General features: G+C 66.8%; 12 protein-coding genes. 6 read left to right on the top strand and 6 right to left on the bottom strand.

The window, feature by feature from the left end; translation table 11 throughout:
- Nucleotides 1-6 precede the first annotated feature (6 nt).
- Nucleotides 7-2,730: a DUF2339 domain-containing protein gene (locus IP86_RS03960; RefSeq protein WP_054161221.1), complete on the top strand. Its 2,724-nt coding sequence runs from the start codon at nucleotides 7-9 to the stop codon at nucleotides 2,728-2,730.
- A 156-nt stretch (nucleotides 2,731-2,886) separates the two neighbouring features.
- On the opposite strand, the gene IP86_RS03955 is transcribed toward IP86_RS03960, so the two are convergent.
- The 4 genes from IP86_RS03955 to IP86_RS03940 all read right to left on the bottom strand — a co-directional run bounded on the left by IP86_RS03955 (nucleotide 2,887) and on the right by IP86_RS03940 (nucleotide 6,851).
- Nucleotides 2,887-3,600, bottom strand: coding sequence for an alanyl-tRNA editing protein (locus IP86_RS03955; protein WP_245290527.1), 714 nt, complete (start codon nucleotides 3,598-3,600; stop codon nucleotides 2,887-2,889).
- 138 nt (nucleotides 3,601-3,738) lie between these two features.
- Nucleotides 3,739-4,695: a PLP-dependent cysteine synthase family protein gene (locus IP86_RS03950; protein ID WP_054161219.1), complete on the bottom strand. Its 957-nt coding sequence runs from the start codon at nucleotides 4,693-4,695 to the stop codon at nucleotides 3,739-3,741.
- Between the two features lie 117 nt (nucleotides 4,696-4,812).
- Nucleotides 4,813-5,910 carry a serine O-acetyltransferase gene (locus tag IP86_RS03945; protein WP_082363825.1) on the bottom strand — a complete coding sequence of 366 codons (1,098 nt, stop codon included), beginning with the start codon at nucleotides 5,908-5,910 and terminating at the stop codon, nucleotides 4,813-4,815.
- 8 nt (nucleotides 5,911-5,918) lie between these two features.
- Nucleotides 5,919-6,851, bottom strand: coding sequence for a DMT family transporter (locus IP86_RS03940; RefSeq protein ID WP_054161217.1), 933 nt, complete (start codon nucleotides 6,849-6,851; stop codon nucleotides 5,919-5,921).
- 389 nt (nucleotides 6,852-7,240) lie between these two features.
- Here IP86_RS03940 and IP86_RS03935 point away from each other — a divergent pair, with 389 nt between their 5' ends.
- Complete coding sequence (locus tag IP86_RS03935) at nucleotides 7,241-8,671, top strand: aminotransferase-like domain-containing protein (RefSeq protein ID WP_245290526.1); 1,431 nt, start codon at nucleotides 7,241-7,243, stop codon at nucleotides 8,669-8,671.
- A 26-nt stretch (nucleotides 8,672-8,697) separates the two neighbouring features.
- Here IP86_RS03935 and IP86_RS03930 read toward each other — a convergent pair whose 3' ends face one another.
- Together IP86_RS03930 and acuI are read right to left on the bottom strand one after the other, a co-directional pair.
- The gene (locus IP86_RS03930; protein ID WP_054161215.1) at nucleotides 8,698-9,276 is read right to left on the bottom strand and encodes a hypothetical protein; all 579 of its coding nucleotides are present in this window, start codon (nucleotides 9,274-9,276) and stop codon (nucleotides 8,698-8,700) included.
- Between the two features lie 99 nt (nucleotides 9,277-9,375).
- Entirely contained in the window at nucleotides 9,376-10,362 is a 987-nt protein-coding gene (gene acuI / locus IP86_RS03925) for an acrylyl-CoA reductase (NADPH) (protein ID WP_054161214.1), read from the bottom strand.
- A gap of 318 nt (nucleotides 10,363-10,680) precedes the next feature.
- On the opposite strand from acuI, the gene nadA reads away from it, so the two are divergent.
- From nadA to IP86_RS03905, 4 genes are all read left to right on the top strand, one after another.
- Nucleotides 10,681-11,793, top strand: a complete 1,113-nt coding sequence (gene nadA / locus IP86_RS03920) for a quinolinate synthase NadA (RefSeq protein ID WP_054161213.1) — start codon at nucleotides 10,681-10,683, stop codon at nucleotides 11,791-11,793.
- Nucleotides 11,794-11,896: 103 nt separating this feature from the next.
- Nucleotides 11,897-13,519, top strand: a complete 1,623-nt coding sequence (locus IP86_RS03915; protein WP_054161212.1) for an L-aspartate oxidase — start codon at nucleotides 11,897-11,899, stop codon at nucleotides 13,517-13,519.
- Between the two features lie 31 nt (nucleotides 13,520-13,550).
- A complete protein-coding gene (gene nadC / locus IP86_RS03910) occupies nucleotides 13,551-14,426 on the top strand; it encodes a carboxylating nicotinate-nucleotide diphosphorylase (protein ID WP_054161211.1) in 876 nt (291 codons plus the stop codon).
- Nucleotides 14,427-14,591: 165 nt separating this feature from the next.
- Entirely contained in the window at nucleotides 14,592-15,260 is a 669-nt protein-coding gene (locus tag IP86_RS03905) for a hypothetical protein (protein ID WP_054161210.1), read from the top strand.
- Nucleotides 15,261-15,362 lie beyond the last annotated feature (102 nt).

Genomic DNA, 15,362 nt, shown 5'->3' with positions numbered 1-15,362 from the left:
GACACAATGCTCGAACTGCTGTCGATCATCATCGCCATCGTCGCCCTGGCGCTGGCACGCAAGGCGAACCGCCGCTCCCTGGAGTTGCAGACGCGGCTCGACGCGCTGCAGGCCGGCCAGCCGCTGACCGCGAAGCCGAGCGTCGCCACTGCGGCGGCTGCGGCGGCTGCGCCTCCGGCGCCCATCGTCAGTGACGCCCCGCTCGCGCCGGAGCTTCAGCCCGAGGACGTCACCACGACTGCGGCGGAGCCGGCCGAACCACCACTCGCCACGACCGAACAACCGGCCCCTGCGGCCGCGCCGCCCGAGGCGGCGAGCGCGCCGGTGGCCAAGCCCGGCTTCGAAGAACGCATCGGCACCCGCTGGGTGGTGTGGGTCGGCGGACTGACGCTGGCACTCGGCGGCTTCTTCATGGTGCGCTACTCGATCGAGCAGGGCCTGCTCGGCCCCGGCGTGCGCGTGCTGCTCGGCGGCCTGTTCGCGCTGGCGCTGCTCGGCGCCGGCGAATGGACGCGGCGCAAGGAGGACATCACCAATATCCGCGCGCTGCCGATCGCCAACATTCCGGCGATCCTCACCGCGGCCGGCACCGCGGTGGCGTTCGCCACCGTGTACGCCGCCTACGCGCTGTATGATTTCCTCGCGCCCGCCAGCGCCTTCATCCTGCTCGGCCTGGTAGCGCTCGGCACCCTCGCCGCCGCGCTGCTGCACGGCCCGGCGCTGGCCGGGCTCGGCGTCGTCGCCGGCTTCGTCACGCCGATCCTGGTGTCGTCGGACAAGCCGGACTACTGGGCGCTGTACATCTATCTCGCCGTGATCACCGCGGCGTCGTTCGGCCTCGCGCGCATCCGGCTGTGGCGCTGGCTGGCGCTGACGACGATCGCGCTGGCTTTCATGTGGACGCTGCCGGGGCTCGACATCGTGGCGCAGTCGCTGGCGCCGCCGGCCTTCCACGTCGTGGTCAGTTTCGCGCTCGCCGCGCTGCTGGTGGTCGGCGGCTTCCTGTTCGGACCGTCGCAGGACGACGGCCGGATCGAGCCGGTCTCGTCCAGCTCGCTGGCGACCTTCCTGCTCGCGGCCGCGCTGATCGTGGTCGATTGCGGCCATAGCGACGCGGCGATGATCGTGTTCGCGCTGCTGGTCGCGGCGACGCTCGGCGTCGCCTGGCGCGCGGCGTCCGCGACTGCGGCCGTCGCCGCCGCCGCGGTGCTGGCTGCGCTGGTGTTCCTGCTGTGGGTGGTGCAAACGACGCCCGAACTGCTGGTGCTGCAGGGCGCGCCGCTGCCCGGCATCGACGCCGATCCACGCGCCGGCGCGGTGACGACGCATCTGATCGTGGCAGCGCTGTTCGCGCTCGGCTTCGGCGGCGCCGGCCTGCTGGCGCAGGGCCGCGGCGCCAACGCCGCGGTGCCGGTGGTGTGGGCCGCCGCGGGCGTGTTCGCGCCGCTGGCGTTGCTGATCGCGCTGTATGCACGGATCGCCCATCTCGATCGCTCGATCCCGTTCGCGATCGCGGCGGTGCTGCTGGCCGCCGCGTTCGGTGCCGCGACCGAAGCGCTGAGCAAGCGCGCGCAGCGGCCGGGCCTTGCGATCTCGACCGCGCTGTACGCCACTGGCACGCTCGGCGCGCTGGCGCTGGCGCTGACCTTCGCGCTGGAAAAGGGCTGGCTGACCATCGCGCTGGCGCTGATGAGCGCCGCCACCGCGTGGATCTCGCTGCAGCGGCCGATCCCGTTCCTGCGCTGGCTCGCCGCGATCCTCGCCGCCATCGTGGTCGCGCGGATCGGCTGGGAGCCGCGCATCGTCGGCGATGCGGTCGGCACCACGCCGATCTTCAACTGGCTGCTGTGGGGATATGGCGTGCCGGCGGCGTCGTTCTGGCTGGGCAGCATCTGGCTGCGCCGGCGCGGCGACGACGTGCCGCTCCGCATGATCGAATCCGCCGCGATCCTGTTCACCGTGCTGCTGGCGTTCCTGGAGATCCGCCACGCGGTGAACGGCGGTGACGTGTACAGCGACAACGCCGGACTCACCGAGGTCGCACTGCAGGTCTGCGTGTCGCTGGCGATGGCGATCGGGCTGGAGCGGCTGCGCCGCCGCAGCGGCAGCATCGTCCACAACGTCGCCGCGGTGTTACTCGCGGTGTTCGCCGCGCTGGCCAGCCTCGGCGGATTGCTGCTGCTGGAAAACCCGCTGTTCTGGTCGGCCTATATCGGCGGCGTCGTCCTCAATCAGCTGCTGCTCGCTTACGCCGCCCCGGCGCTGCTGGCGCTGCTGCTGTCCTACGCGGTCGCGGGCCTGCGCCGCCCCTCCTACGCCAACAGCTTCGCCGCCCTCGCGCTGCTGATGGGCCTCGCTTACGTCTCGCTGGAAATCCGGCGGCTGTATCAAGGCCCGGTGCTGTCGATCGGCGACACCAGCGATGCCGAGCAATACACCTACTCGCTGGCCTGGCTCGGCTGCGGCGTACTGCTGCTCGGCGCCGGCCTCGTGTTCGACTCGCAACGCGCCCGCCTCGCCTCGGCGGTGGTGATCGGCCTGACGATCTGCAAAGCCTTCCTGATCGACATGTCGACGCTGACCGGCGTGTTCCGCGCGCTGTCGTTCATGGGGCTCGGCCTGGTGCTGGTGGCGATCGGCTGGCTGTATCAGCGCATTCTGTTCAGAACGCCGGGTGCTGCGGTCGCGCCCCCTCAGGCTGCACCGTCGGGGGACTCGCCGCCGAAATGATCGATCGACGACGAGAGCTTTCCGGTTCTGATCTCATCAGAACCGGGGCTCGAGATCCTCGTGCCGTGCATCCACGTCTGTGCAGCCGGCTCGGCGCAACAGGCGTGGGTCGTCAGACAAGCCCGGCCATGAACATGCTCGCGCCGCTCGAAAGACTTAGGTCGATCGCTCGGAGGCAGCCGTGAGGCCGATCTTGACGCGCCTGTTGCGTCGCCCCTTCTTCTCGACGCTCGTCACCGCGAGGCCCGCGATCTCGCCTGTCGATCGCACATGCGTGCCGCCGCACGGCTGCCGGTCGACGTCGCCGATGCTCACCAAACGAAGCTGCCTATCGGTGCGAGGCGGCGGCGCTTGAACCGTCCGCACCAGCGATGGCTCGGCCGACATCTCCTCTGCGGTCCGGTACTGGATTTCGACCGGCAGATCTCTTCGGATGAGCGCGTTGAGGCTGTCGGTCAGACGCTGACGATCGAGCGTCGCCTCGATATCGAAATCAAGCCGACCATATTCGGGATAGATCGCGCATCCCGTCACCGGCGCATCGACGAGACTGCACAGCAAGTGCAGGGATGTGTGGAGACACATCAGCCGATATCGCCTCTCCCAATCGATCCGGGCCAGCACCTTGGCGCCGATCAAGCACCGGTCGGGCGGCGCCGCGAGGCGATGAGCGACCCGGAGACGGCCCGGAATATACTGCGTATTCGTGACGAGCAGCGGCACGCCGTCATTCAGGACCAGTTCGCCGATATCCCCGGGCTGGCCGCCGCTTTCAGCATAGAAGATCGTTGTCTCGAGACATACCCCGTCCTCGGACTGATCGACAATGGTGGTCTCCAATTCGCGAACGTAAGCGTCGGATTCGAACAATTTAATCGTTGGGACGATAGTCATGGCGCCTCGGCTGCGGACGAAGGGCACGCGCTGTGCGGAGATGAAGGCGGTCTATTCTTGCAACGTTGCAAAACCGACCGATCAGTCGAACCACATCAATCCGACCGACCGCGGTCAAATCGCATCGAGGTAGTCGGACACATGATCGTAGGCCATGCACAAGATTCGTGTGTCGGGTCCGGACGTAGCGGCGATCTTGAGACAACCCGCAATATTCGCGCCGCTGGACAGTCCAACCCCGATCCCTTCGTATTGCATCAGCAGGCGAACACTTGCGAGAGCTTCCTCATCAAGGACGCCGACGTAGTGGTCGACAATACCAAGATCGAGGTTCTTTGGAACGAGCCCGATCGCGGTCGCCTGAATGCGATGCGGGCGGAAGACATTGGCGCGGAAGTCGCACCCCTCGGGCTGAATGAGGCAGATCGTGACGTTCGGCCAAACCTCCTTCAGGACGCGGCCAATCCCCGTGATATGTCCGCCCGACCCCGCGCCGGCAACAAAGACATCGATGGGGGTTTTCCTGAAGGCCGCCACAATCTCCCGGCCGGTCGATTCGTAGTGGGCCTGGATGTTGACCGGATTGGCGAGCTGATCCGGCATGAACCAATCCGGATTACGGTCGAGCAGCTCTCGAGCCAACCTGAAATGGCTGTCGCGCCCCAGACGCGAATCGGAGAGCCGTACGTCCGCTCCATAGGCTCGGAGGAGCTTGATCTTATCTTTGCTGTAGTTGTCAGGAACGGCGAGGACAAGCCGATAGCCGAGCAGATTCGCCGCGATCGCAAGTCCAATGCCGGTATTTCCGCCGGTGCCCTCGACGATGGTTTGGCCGCTGCCGCGCTTGAGTAATCCCCGCTTCTCGGCATCGATCACCATGCCGAGAGCAATGCGCGCCTTGTGGCTTCCGCCGGGATTTAGATATTCCAGCTTCATGAACACTGCGGCATCCAAACCACGACTCGCTGCCAGCCGATCGAGCCGGACCGTCGGCGTATTGCCGAGAAGCCCCGCAATGCTGTCGACGACGGCGGGTGTGCGAAGGCAGTGAGCAGCCGATAATTCCAACATTGTCCCGTTCACTCCAGCTACCACTCCTGCAGCGCATGCATCCTACGGCGGCTACGCTGTCATTTCGGTTGCGCGTTCGCACGTCGAGGCTCGCGCATTGATCCGGGGTTGAACCGCTTACTCCAGTCTTTGACTGTCGCCTCCCAGTTTTTCCCCCTGCCACCACATCGCCGATGGCCGAACCGCATTCTCGTGCATCCAGTCCGTCTCGTGCTGGTCCGCAGGCGACAACGGCGCATTGATGGTGTCGGCTGACATCGGCTCCGGACGTTGAAGCCGGTGCGCGTCCAATACGAGTACGCGTTTGCCACCATCCTGGAGCAGCAGGTGAGCCCGCGGCACCTGGCGCAGCGCGGCATCAAGACCGCGCGCGTCGGCGGACCACACGAGGAGGCCGCCATCGCGGCCGATCTGATGGATCGGCAGCGACATCAGCCGCTCGTCATCCTCCGTGACCACGAACAGCGCGGGCTTCGCTGCACCGTGAGTCTGCAACACAAGATTGTTCCCGTAGCGGACGACGCCGCGAACTACGAGCGCATCCGCGGGCTTAGCTCTGACATGCGGATGATCCGGCTTGTGCTGACATATCTGCAGCTGATTGATGATGACCACTTTCGAGTTACTTGGAATATCCTGCGTTACGCTTGAATACGGAGCGATGAAGCAATCGTCCCCGATCGTGACATCGCCCAAAATTCTCGCGTGGCCACCGACCTCGACGCGGTTGCCGAGAGTGGGATGGCGCTTGCCGGACGCGTTGTTGGCGATGCCACGGGCGCCCAGAATAGCGCAGCCCAGCAGATAACAATCCTGACCGATGATCGTGGTTTCGCCGATCACGGTCCCCCAGCCGTGATCGAGCACAAATCGTGGTCCGATGCTGGCGGCCGGATGGATGTCGATCCCCGTTTCGAGGAATGCGGCCGACGCCAGTTTCTCGGCCAGTTCGCGCGACCGCGGAAACAGGGCGTGCGCGATCCGATGAAACATGATGCATTTGAACGATGGGCGGCTGGTCATGATGACGTTGAGGCGGCCGCGAGATGCCGGATCCTTCGCCTCGTACGCCAACACGTCCTCGACGATAAGACCGAGGACCTCCTCGCGTCGTGCGGGCTCGTTGGCCAGCGCGGCGAATGCCGACGGCCCGGCGACGAGGCCGACTTCCCTCTCTGCGATCTCGTTCACCGCCTTGAGCAAATGGTCATGCATGATCTACCTCATTTCTGGCCGAGTTTCGCGACATAGAGCCCCGTCAGGCAGACGGCGACACCGAGGAGCTCGACAGGTCCCATGGTCTCGCCGAACAATGGCCAGGCGTAGAGCGCCGCCACGATCGGCTGCATCAACACCAGCACCGAAGACAGACCGGCAGGAATGTAGCGGAGGCACGCGGCAAGCAGCCCCTGTCCGCCGAGATGCGCCAACAGCGCCAGTCCGATCAGCGGCCACAGCTCGAACAAGGAGACGGGAAGCAGCCGGCGCTCGAAGATCAATGCCAGCGGAACAAGAACCGACAGGCTGCCGAAACTCGTCAAGTACATGATCCGGCCGGAGGCGATCGTGCGCCGCAAGCCGGTGACCAGCAGCAGATAGGAGCCGTAGAACAACGCTGTCATCAGGGCGAGCGCATCGCCGAACAAAGAGCCGGCGCCGGCGCCGAGCTTGGGGGACAGCAGAATGGTGACTCCGCACAGAGCGACCACGAAGCCGAGAGCAAACAGCCGGGTGATGGTCTCGCGGTAGACCAGCCACGCCGCGGGCACCACGACCAGCGGAACGAGATTGGCCAGCAGATTGGCGTTGGCCACGGTGGTGTAGTGGAAGGAGACGTTCCAGAGCGCGAGATCGAGACCGAGGCACGCCCCCGCCAGCCACAGCAACAGCAGCTGTCTGGCGTCGAGGGGGCGCACCGCGGCCCGGTCGCGTCGTCGCTCCAGTGTCTGCCACAGATAGGCGAACGGGAGGGCAAGACCGATGCGCCATGCGCCGGTCGCGATCGGGTCGAGAGCGCTGAGCTTGACGAAGATGCCGCCGGTCGCGAGGCAGCACACCGCAACGACGAGACCAGCGAATGCGAGTGCGACACGAGACCTTGCCGCCTCGGTCCGTATGCCGGTGATGGTTGCGGAAGCGGTCTCGAACAGGGTCATGGCCAGCCATCGGAGCGAAGAGTGGTGGATCGAAGAGTGGTCGGATCGCCTGAGGTGGTGGCGGTCCGGCTTGTTGCATTCAGGCCGGTCCCGGGAAGGAACCGGCTCGGCGTGATCGGCCCACCCGGTGGTCCCCGGGGCAAGCGACAGCCTTGCTCTGGCGAGGGCGCACAGTGCGGCCACCGCCGGAGGTAAATCGTGCTCCGAATATCGTTGCGCTCAGAGAGGTCGTGTCAGAAGCAGGTCAGACCAGGACGATCCCCGGAGACTCCGCGATGCTGACATGCGGATCCCCTCAGAAGACGGCCAGGATGTTGCCATGCGACCTCTTGCTTGTCGGCTTCGCCACAACCCTTCCCTCATGGCCGAACTAACAAGACGACCAGAGGTTGATCGGCATCATCAGCAGGCGCATTGTTTGGGTCAATCGAAACATTGTACGGCAAACAATGTGGACGCCCGACCTTACCGGCAGGAATCCCACTCGCTACGTCGCTATCGTCGAAGCTCTGGCCGAAGCGATCGCAACCGGGGCGTTGCGGCCGGGTGACCGGCTCCCCACTCATCGTGACCTCGCCTGGTGCCTCAAGGTCAATGTCAGCACGGTCTCGCGAGCCTACGCCGAGGCGACCCGGCGACATCTGATTTCCGGCGAGGTCGGCCGCGGGACCTATGTGTTGTCGGAGAGCCGGGAAGCCGCCCTGTTCGCGTTGAAGGAAGCGAACGACAACTCCGCTCTTCGAGTCATCGACCTCTCAACCAATATTCCGGCAATCGACCCGGCGGGTACCGACCTCGATTCGACTCTGCTGGAGATTGCCCGCAGCGGACGACTTGCCGCCGCGCTCGATCATCCGACACCGGCGTTGATCGCGCGCATCCGCGCGACTGCGGCCAGTTGGATCGCTGCGCGCGGCCTCGAATTGCGTCCCACCGACATCGTGCCGACCGCAGGCGCGCAGCAGGCCCTGCTCGCCGTGCTGCTGACGGTCTGCAATACCGGCGAACCGGTGCTGGTGGAAGAGCTGACCTTTCCTGGTATCAAGGCGTTGGCCCGTCAGCTCGGCCTGCCGCTGCATGGCGTCGCGATGGACGCTCAGGGAATGATGCCGGAGGCGCTCGACCGGGTGGCACGGGCGACATCGGCGCGCGTTGTCGTGCTGGTTCCGGCGCTGCAGAATCCGACCGGCGCGACCATGAGCGAGGCGCGACGCGCCGGGCTGGCCGAAGTCGCCGAGCGCCGCGACCTGCAGATCATCGAGGACGACGTGTACGGCACGCTGGCGGCGACGCCGCCCATGGCCATGCTGCTGCCCAACCGCTGCACGCTGGTAACGAGTTTCTCGAAGTCCGTCGCTGCGGGTTTGCGCTTCGGGTTGATTGCGGGTGCCGGACCGGCTGCGCGGGCTGTTGCGGCCGAGCCGCAGACGACACTCTGGCCGTTGGCGCCGCTGATGGCGGAGATCGCCTGCCGGTGGATCGAGGACGGGACGGCGCTGCGCCGCGCCAAATGGCAGCGTGATGAGGTGGCCGTTCGACACCGGCTCGCCTGCCGACTGTTACCGAATGGTCGGACGGTGCCGTCGAAGCCGTCGCCGCACGCGTGGCTTGCCGTGCCGCCGGAGATGGCGGATCCGATCGCGGCATGCCGTGCTGTCGGTGTCGATGTCGTCTCAGCTACGACCTTCGCGGTCACCCGCGAGGCTCCTGCGCGGATTCGGATCAGCCTGACGGCAGCGGAGACGCGCGCCGAACTCGGCCGCGCATTGGAGCGGCTTGCCGCCATCGGAGTTACGTGGCCGGCGATTTCCGAAATGTGACGCAGACGGTGCGCGGCGCGCGCTGATCAGTCCGTCGAACGCCGCAGCTCCGACGCCGCCTCGACCTTGGCGGCTTCCCTGGGCGCTTCGAGGCGGGCTGCCTCGACGCGCGGGGTCGGGACGCTGGCGACGACGTCCTTCGGCGTGGCGTCGGCCGAGCGGGCCGGGCGCGGGGCGCGCGGCTGACGGGCGAGCGCGCGGGCCATCATCATCTGGCCCGTGCCCTGATGGCGGAAATCGCAATAGGCGAAGCCCATGCCCGACACCGAGCCGCGGAAGCTGCGCTCGCTGGTCTTGTCGAGGTTGAAGCAGGGATCGAACGGGATGCCCTTGATGGATGCGCAGATGGACTGACCGCGCACCTGAAGCGTATTGCCCGGCAGCCGCATGAAGCGGTTCGGCCCGGAGCCGGAGAACTGCACCGAGCCGGCGGCGCCGCCGTCGTCGAACACGCGGCCGGCGCCGCGCGTTCCGTCGAAGCAGGTGAAGGCGAACACCTTGCCGGAGACAAACTTGCGGGCTTCGTCTGCGTTCATCGATCCTGCCATCGCCGGCAGAACGGTCGCGCCAGCCATCAGGGCTCCGTAAACGAAACGCACGAACATGCCTGAACTCCTACTGGCGCGGGGTTTCTTCCGTTAACCCGCTCCTTACCATACAAACTGCGGCAACATTGGCGCAGCTTGGTTGGTAAAGTCTGAACGCTACGCAATTTTCACCACGATTCGACCGCGCACTTGCCCCGCCAGAACTTTGGCGCCGGTGTCGATGACCTGATCGAGACCGATTTCCTGGGTCATCTGCCCGAGTTTGGTGCGATCGAGGTCGGTGGCGAGCCGGCTCCAGGCCTGCTGCCGCTCAGCAAGCGGGCACATCACCGAGTCGATGCCGTAAAGACACACCCCACGCAAAATAAACGGGGCGACCGACGCCGGCAGGTCCATACCGGCCGCGAGCCCGCAGGCCGCGATGGCGCCGCGGTATTTGGTCATCGCCAGCAGATTGGCCAGCGTGGTCGACCCGACGCTGTCGATGCCGCCGGCCCAGCGCTCCTTGCCGAGCGGCTTGCCGGGCGCCGAGAGCTCGTTGCGGTCGATGATTTCGGCGGCGCCTAGTTCACGCAGATAGGCTTCCTCGGAGGTGCGGCCGGTCGAGGCGATGACGTGGTAGCCGAGCTTGGACAGTAGCGCGATCGCCACCGAGCCGACGCCGCCGGCCGCGCCGGTGACGACGATGGGGCCATCCTTCGGCGTCAGGCCGTGCTTCTCCAGCGCCAGCACGCTGAGCATCGCGGTGTAGCCCGCGGTGCCGATCGCCATCGCGTCGCGCGCGCTGATGCCGTCGGGCAGCCGGACCAGCCAGTCGCCCTTCACGCGGGCCTTCTCCGCATAGGCGCCGAGATGCGTCTCGCCCATGCCCCAGCCGTTGCACACGACCTTGTCGCCGGCCTTCCACGACGGATGGCTCGACTCCAGAACGGTGCCGGCCAAATCGATGCCGGCGATCATCGGGAAGCGGCGGACGACAGGCGACTTGCCGGTGACGGCGAGGCCATCCTTGTAGTTCACGGCGGACCACTCGACCGCGACGGTGACGTCGCCGTCCATCAGTTCGGCTTCGTCGAACTGCGTCAGCGCTGCGGTGGTGCCCTTCTCCGCCTTGTCGATGCGGATCGCCTTGAACGTCGCCATGTCGTTTCCTCTGTGGTGTTCTTGAAAACTGTCGGCGTGAGTTAGAGAAAGCCGCGCCCCGCTGTAAAGATCGCTGCGCTGCAGCGATGCAATTCTGGCGTTCTGCTGTGACGATTTGGTCCTTTGGGCGACTGGCGGAACCTAAACCTGCGTGCTATATTAGATTTGCTCCTAATGAGGATAAGTCATCCTCGCTGAGCGCTCCCGGCGACACCATCCCGGGGCAATGAATCGTTTGATACCGGCCCTTCGCGGCCGGATTTCTCAAACCCGGAATATGCTCAGATTGAGCATTTCGGAGCGCAACAGGAGGCCGGGATGCCGCTTGCTGAATTGTACGGGCCGGAGAATTTCGGCCAGCCGGCACACGACCGGGCGGCGCCGCTGCCGCGCACCACTCCGACCTCCTCCGAAAAGGCGCGCGCGTTGCCGATGCCGTCTTTGCAGTGGACTCCGGAGGTCGAGGCCGCGACCGCGCATCTCTATGCGCGCGTGCAGACCGTGATCCCGCCGGTCGAGTGGCCGTTCATGGCGCCCTACGTCAAGGCGATCAACGAGCTGAAGCGCGAGCGCGACGCCGTGATCCTGGCGCACAACTATCAGACGCCGGAGATCTTTCACTGCGTTTCCGACATCGTCGGCGACTCGCTGCAGCTGGCGATCGAGGCCACCAAGGTGAAGGCCTCGACGATCATCCAGTGCGGCGTGCACTTCATGGCCGAGACCTCGAAGATCCTCAGCCCGGAAAAGCGCGTGCTGATCCCGGACTCCCGCGCCGGCTGCTCGCTGGCGTCGTCCATCACCGGCGCGGATGTGCGTTTGCTGCGCGAGAAATTCCCCGGCGTGCCGGTCGTCGCCTATGTCAACACCTCGGCGGAGGTGAAGGCCGAGGTCGATATCTGCTGCACCTCGTCCAACGCCGTGCAGGTGGTCGAAAGCCTCGGCGTCGAGCGCGTCATCATGCTGCCGGACCAGTATCTGGCGCGCTACGTCGCGTCGCAGACGGCGGTGAAGATCATTGCCTGGAAGGGCGCCTGCGAAGTGCACGAGCGCTTCACCGGCGACGAGCTGCGCGTCTATCGCGAGGCCGATCCGAGCGTGAAGATCATCGCGCATCCGGAGTGTCCGCCGGACGTGCTGGCCGAGGCCGACTTCACCGGCTCGACCGCGCATATGATCAACTGGGTCAAGAGCAAGCATCCGAAGCGCGTGGTGATGATCACCGAGTGCTCGATGGCCGACAACGTCCAGGCCGAACTGCCGGACGTCGAGATGGTGCGGCCGTGCAATCTCTGCCCGCACATGAAGCGGATCACGCTGGCGAAGATCCTCGACAGCCTGGTGTACTTGCGCGAGGAAGTGACGGTCGATCCCGCGCTGATCGCGCCGGCGCGCCGCTCGGTGGAGCGGATGATCAACCTGAAAAACTGACGCCGCAGTTTGCGGCGAAGCGGACGACGGCGCCTCTGTGCGATCTCCGGCCGTCGTCTGCGCCAAGGCATTCGCGAGACAGCGTGTGAGAGTTGGATCGCCGATGAGCACCACCCCCGATTTGGAATCGCTCGGCCGCCACGGCGACATCGTCATCGTCGGCGGCGGGCTCGCCGGGCTGTTCTGCGCGCTGAAGCTGGCGCCGCGGCCCGTGACGGTGATCACCGCCGCGCCGCTCGGCGAAGGCGCTTCGACCGCCTGGGCCCAAGGCGGCATCGCGGCTGCCGTCGGCGAAGGCGACACGGCTGAATCGCATGCCGCCGACACCATCGCGGTCGGCGCCGGCATCGTCGATGAAGCCGTCGCGCTGGGGCTGGCGCGCGAGGCCGCGCCGCGCATTCACGATCTGCTCGCCTATGGCGTGCCGTTCGACCGCGACCTCGAAGGCCGGCTCGCGGTGGCGCGCGAGGCGGCGCACTCGGCGCGCCGCATCGTCCACGTCCGCGGCGACATGGCCGGCCAGGCGATCATTACCGCGCTGACCCAGGCGGTGCGCGCGACGCCGTCGATCCGCGTGCTTGAAGGCTGGAGCGCCGAAGCACTGCTCACCGACGGCGGTGCTGTCTGTGGCCTGCAGCTCCGAAAGGTCGGTGCCCCCTCCGCGCCGGTGCTGATCGCGACCTCCGCCGTGGTGCTGGCCACCGGCGGCATCGGCCATCTTTATGCGGTGACGACCAACCCGGCAGAAGCGTCCGGCCAGGGGCTGGCGATCGCGGCGCGCGCCGGCGCGCTGATCGCCGATCCGGAGTTCGTGCAGTTTCATCCGACCGCCATCATGGTCGGCCGCGATCCGGCGCCGCTCGCCACCGAGGCGCTGCGCGGCGAAGGCGCGACGCTGATCAACGGTGCCGGGGAGCGCTTCATGCCGGCGCTGCATCCGCTCGCCGAACTGGCGCCGCGCGACATCGTCGCCCGCGGCGTGTTCGCCGAAGTCGCCGCCGGCCGCGGCGCGTTCCTCGACGCCACGCAGGCGCTCGGCCCCAAGTTCGCGCACGAATTCCCAACCGTGTATCAGAGCTGCATCTCGGCCGGCATCGATCCGGCCAAGCAGCCGATCCCGATCGCGCCGGCGGCGCACTACCACATGGGCGGCATCGCGGTGGATCGTCACGGCCGCAGTTCGCTGGCCGGCCTGTGGGCGGCAGGTGAAGTGTCCTCGACCGGCGCGCACGGCGCCAACCGCCTCGCCTCCAACTCGCTGCTGGAAGCCGTGGTGTATGCGGCGCGGATCGCCGAGGATATTGCCAGCCGCGACCTCGCACCGAGCAGCGGCCGCGTCGACCCGGCGGAGCATGCGCGCAACGGCGCGTTTGATAGCGCCGAGGAGCAAAGCCTGCGGATGCTGATGTCCGCCAAGGTCGGCGTGATCCGCGACCGGGCCGGGCTCAGCGAAGCGGTGCGGACCCTCGCTGAGCTGGAACGCGATGCCGCCTCCCCTGCGCTGGCCAACAGCGCGGCCGCCGCGCTGCTGGTGGCGACCGCCGCGCTGGCCCGCACCGAGAGCCGCGGCGCGCATTATCGCGCCGACTATCCCGACGAAAATCCCGCACAGGCGAAACGCACGCTGACGACGCTGGCCGAGGCCCGCGACCGCGCCGCCGCGCTGATGCGCGACAGCGCCGTCATCCTGCCGTTTCCCACCCAGCCGCAGACCGCGCTGGTCTGACATCTCATTCGCCTCTTCAGGAGCAGCCTTCATGATCCCGACCGCCTTGCTGCATCCCGACGCCTTCCTGTCGCCACTGGCCATTGCCGACGCGGTGCGCCGTGCGCTCGACGAAGACCTCGGCCGCGCCGGCGATATCACGTCGCTCGCCACCATTCCCGAGACCACGCAGGCGCACGCCATCATGGTGGCGCGGCAGGCGGGCGCGATCGCCGGACTGCCGCTGGCGATCGAAGCGCTCAATCAGTTGTCGGCCGACATCCACATCACCGCGCACGCCCGCGACGGCGACGCGGTGGCGGCCGGCGTGCATCTGCTGACGCTATCGGGGCCGGCGCGCGCCATCCTCACCGCCGAGCGCACCGCGCTGAATTTCGTCGGCCGCCTGTCCGGCATCGCGACGCTGACGGCCGACTATGTCCGCCACACCGCCGGCACCAAGCTGCGGGTCTGCTGCACCCGCAAAACCACGCCCGGCCTGCGCGCGCTGGAGAAATACGCGGTGCGCTGCGGCGGCGGCTTCAACCATCGCTTCGGGCTCGATGACGCGGTGCTGATCAAGGACAACCACATCGCGGTGGCCGGCGGCATCCGCGCGGTGCTGGAAGCCGCGCGGGCGAGGATCGGCCATCTGGTCAAGGTCGAGATCGAAGTCGATACGCTCGAGCAATTACAGCAGGTGCTCGACACCGGCCTCGCCGATGTCGTGCTGCTCGACAACATGGACCTCGATACGCTGAAGCAGGCGGTGGCGATGAGTGCCGGCCGCGTCGTGCTCGAGGCCTCCGGCGGCGTCACGCTGCAATCGATCCGCGCCATCGCCGACACCGGCGTCGACTACGTCTCGTCCGGCGCGCTGACGCATTCGGCGCCGAACTTCGACGTCGCGCTCGACATCGACGCGTAGTCCTTTCCGCGCTGTCGGCCGGCAAGTTCTGCCGATCCCTGCGGATGTTGCCGGGCCTCTCGGCAGGCGGGCAACGAAAACGTGTGTCATTTCAGAGTTTCCACTGCGGCCCGGATTTTGCGTTCGTCCTGATCAGGTAACGAGTGCAGAGATGGGGGCCGCAACATGGTCACAGGTGTGGGCGCAACGACGTCCTATTACGCATACAGGACGTCGGCTTCGGGCTCCGTGCAGACGACGACATCGAGCGACGCGTCGGCCGCCACCGAAGGCGCCACGCAACAAGCAGCGAGTGCGTATCGCGTCGACATCTCGCAGGTCAAACCGCTGCCCGCCGCAACGCCGATCTCGGCGATCGACGATCCGACGCTCCGCGACCTGCTGGCGACGGCCTGGCTGACGATGCACAGAGCACAAGACGTGCCGGCCGGACCGGCGGACAACGCGCCGGAAAATACGTACGCGCGCATCAAGATCGGCGGCAAGGTCGTGGCGACGGTCTACAATAGCGGCGTGTCGGAGATGTCGAACGCGGCCGCCGGGGAGCTCGGCGATCTGCAGGATCCGCCGAATCTGCTCGGCCCGAACCTGGCGCAATGGCGCGCCGAGAATTACGCCCGCGTCCTCGGCGGCACGGTGGAGAAAGCCTCCACGGCGATCACGCAGGATCAGTGGACGCCGCGAGAGAGCACGGATCGAACCTACACCCGCGAACAACTCGACGCCGCCTTCGAGGCGATGGTCGCCGAAGGCCAGCGCGCGACCGCGCAGAGCGCCGCGTCGTATCAGCAGCCAGCGTCGCCGCAAGGACAGCAGGCCGATCTGAGCGCCTGATCACGGCGCTTAGTCACCGCACTCTCTTTGCTGATCGCAGGCGCACTGCCCGCGTCGCCCTCACCCCAGCCCTCTCCCGCAAGCGGGAGAGGGGGCGCGCTG

Source organism: Rhodopseudomonas sp. AAP120 (assembly GCF_001295845.1).
In the GTDB taxonomy this organism is placed as follows: domain Bacteria; phylum Pseudomonadota; class Alphaproteobacteria; order Rhizobiales; family Xanthobacteraceae; genus Rhodopseudomonas.
The sequence above is the reverse complement of the archived record's forward strand: the minus strand, read 5'-3'. Positions and strand labels throughout refer to the sequence as shown.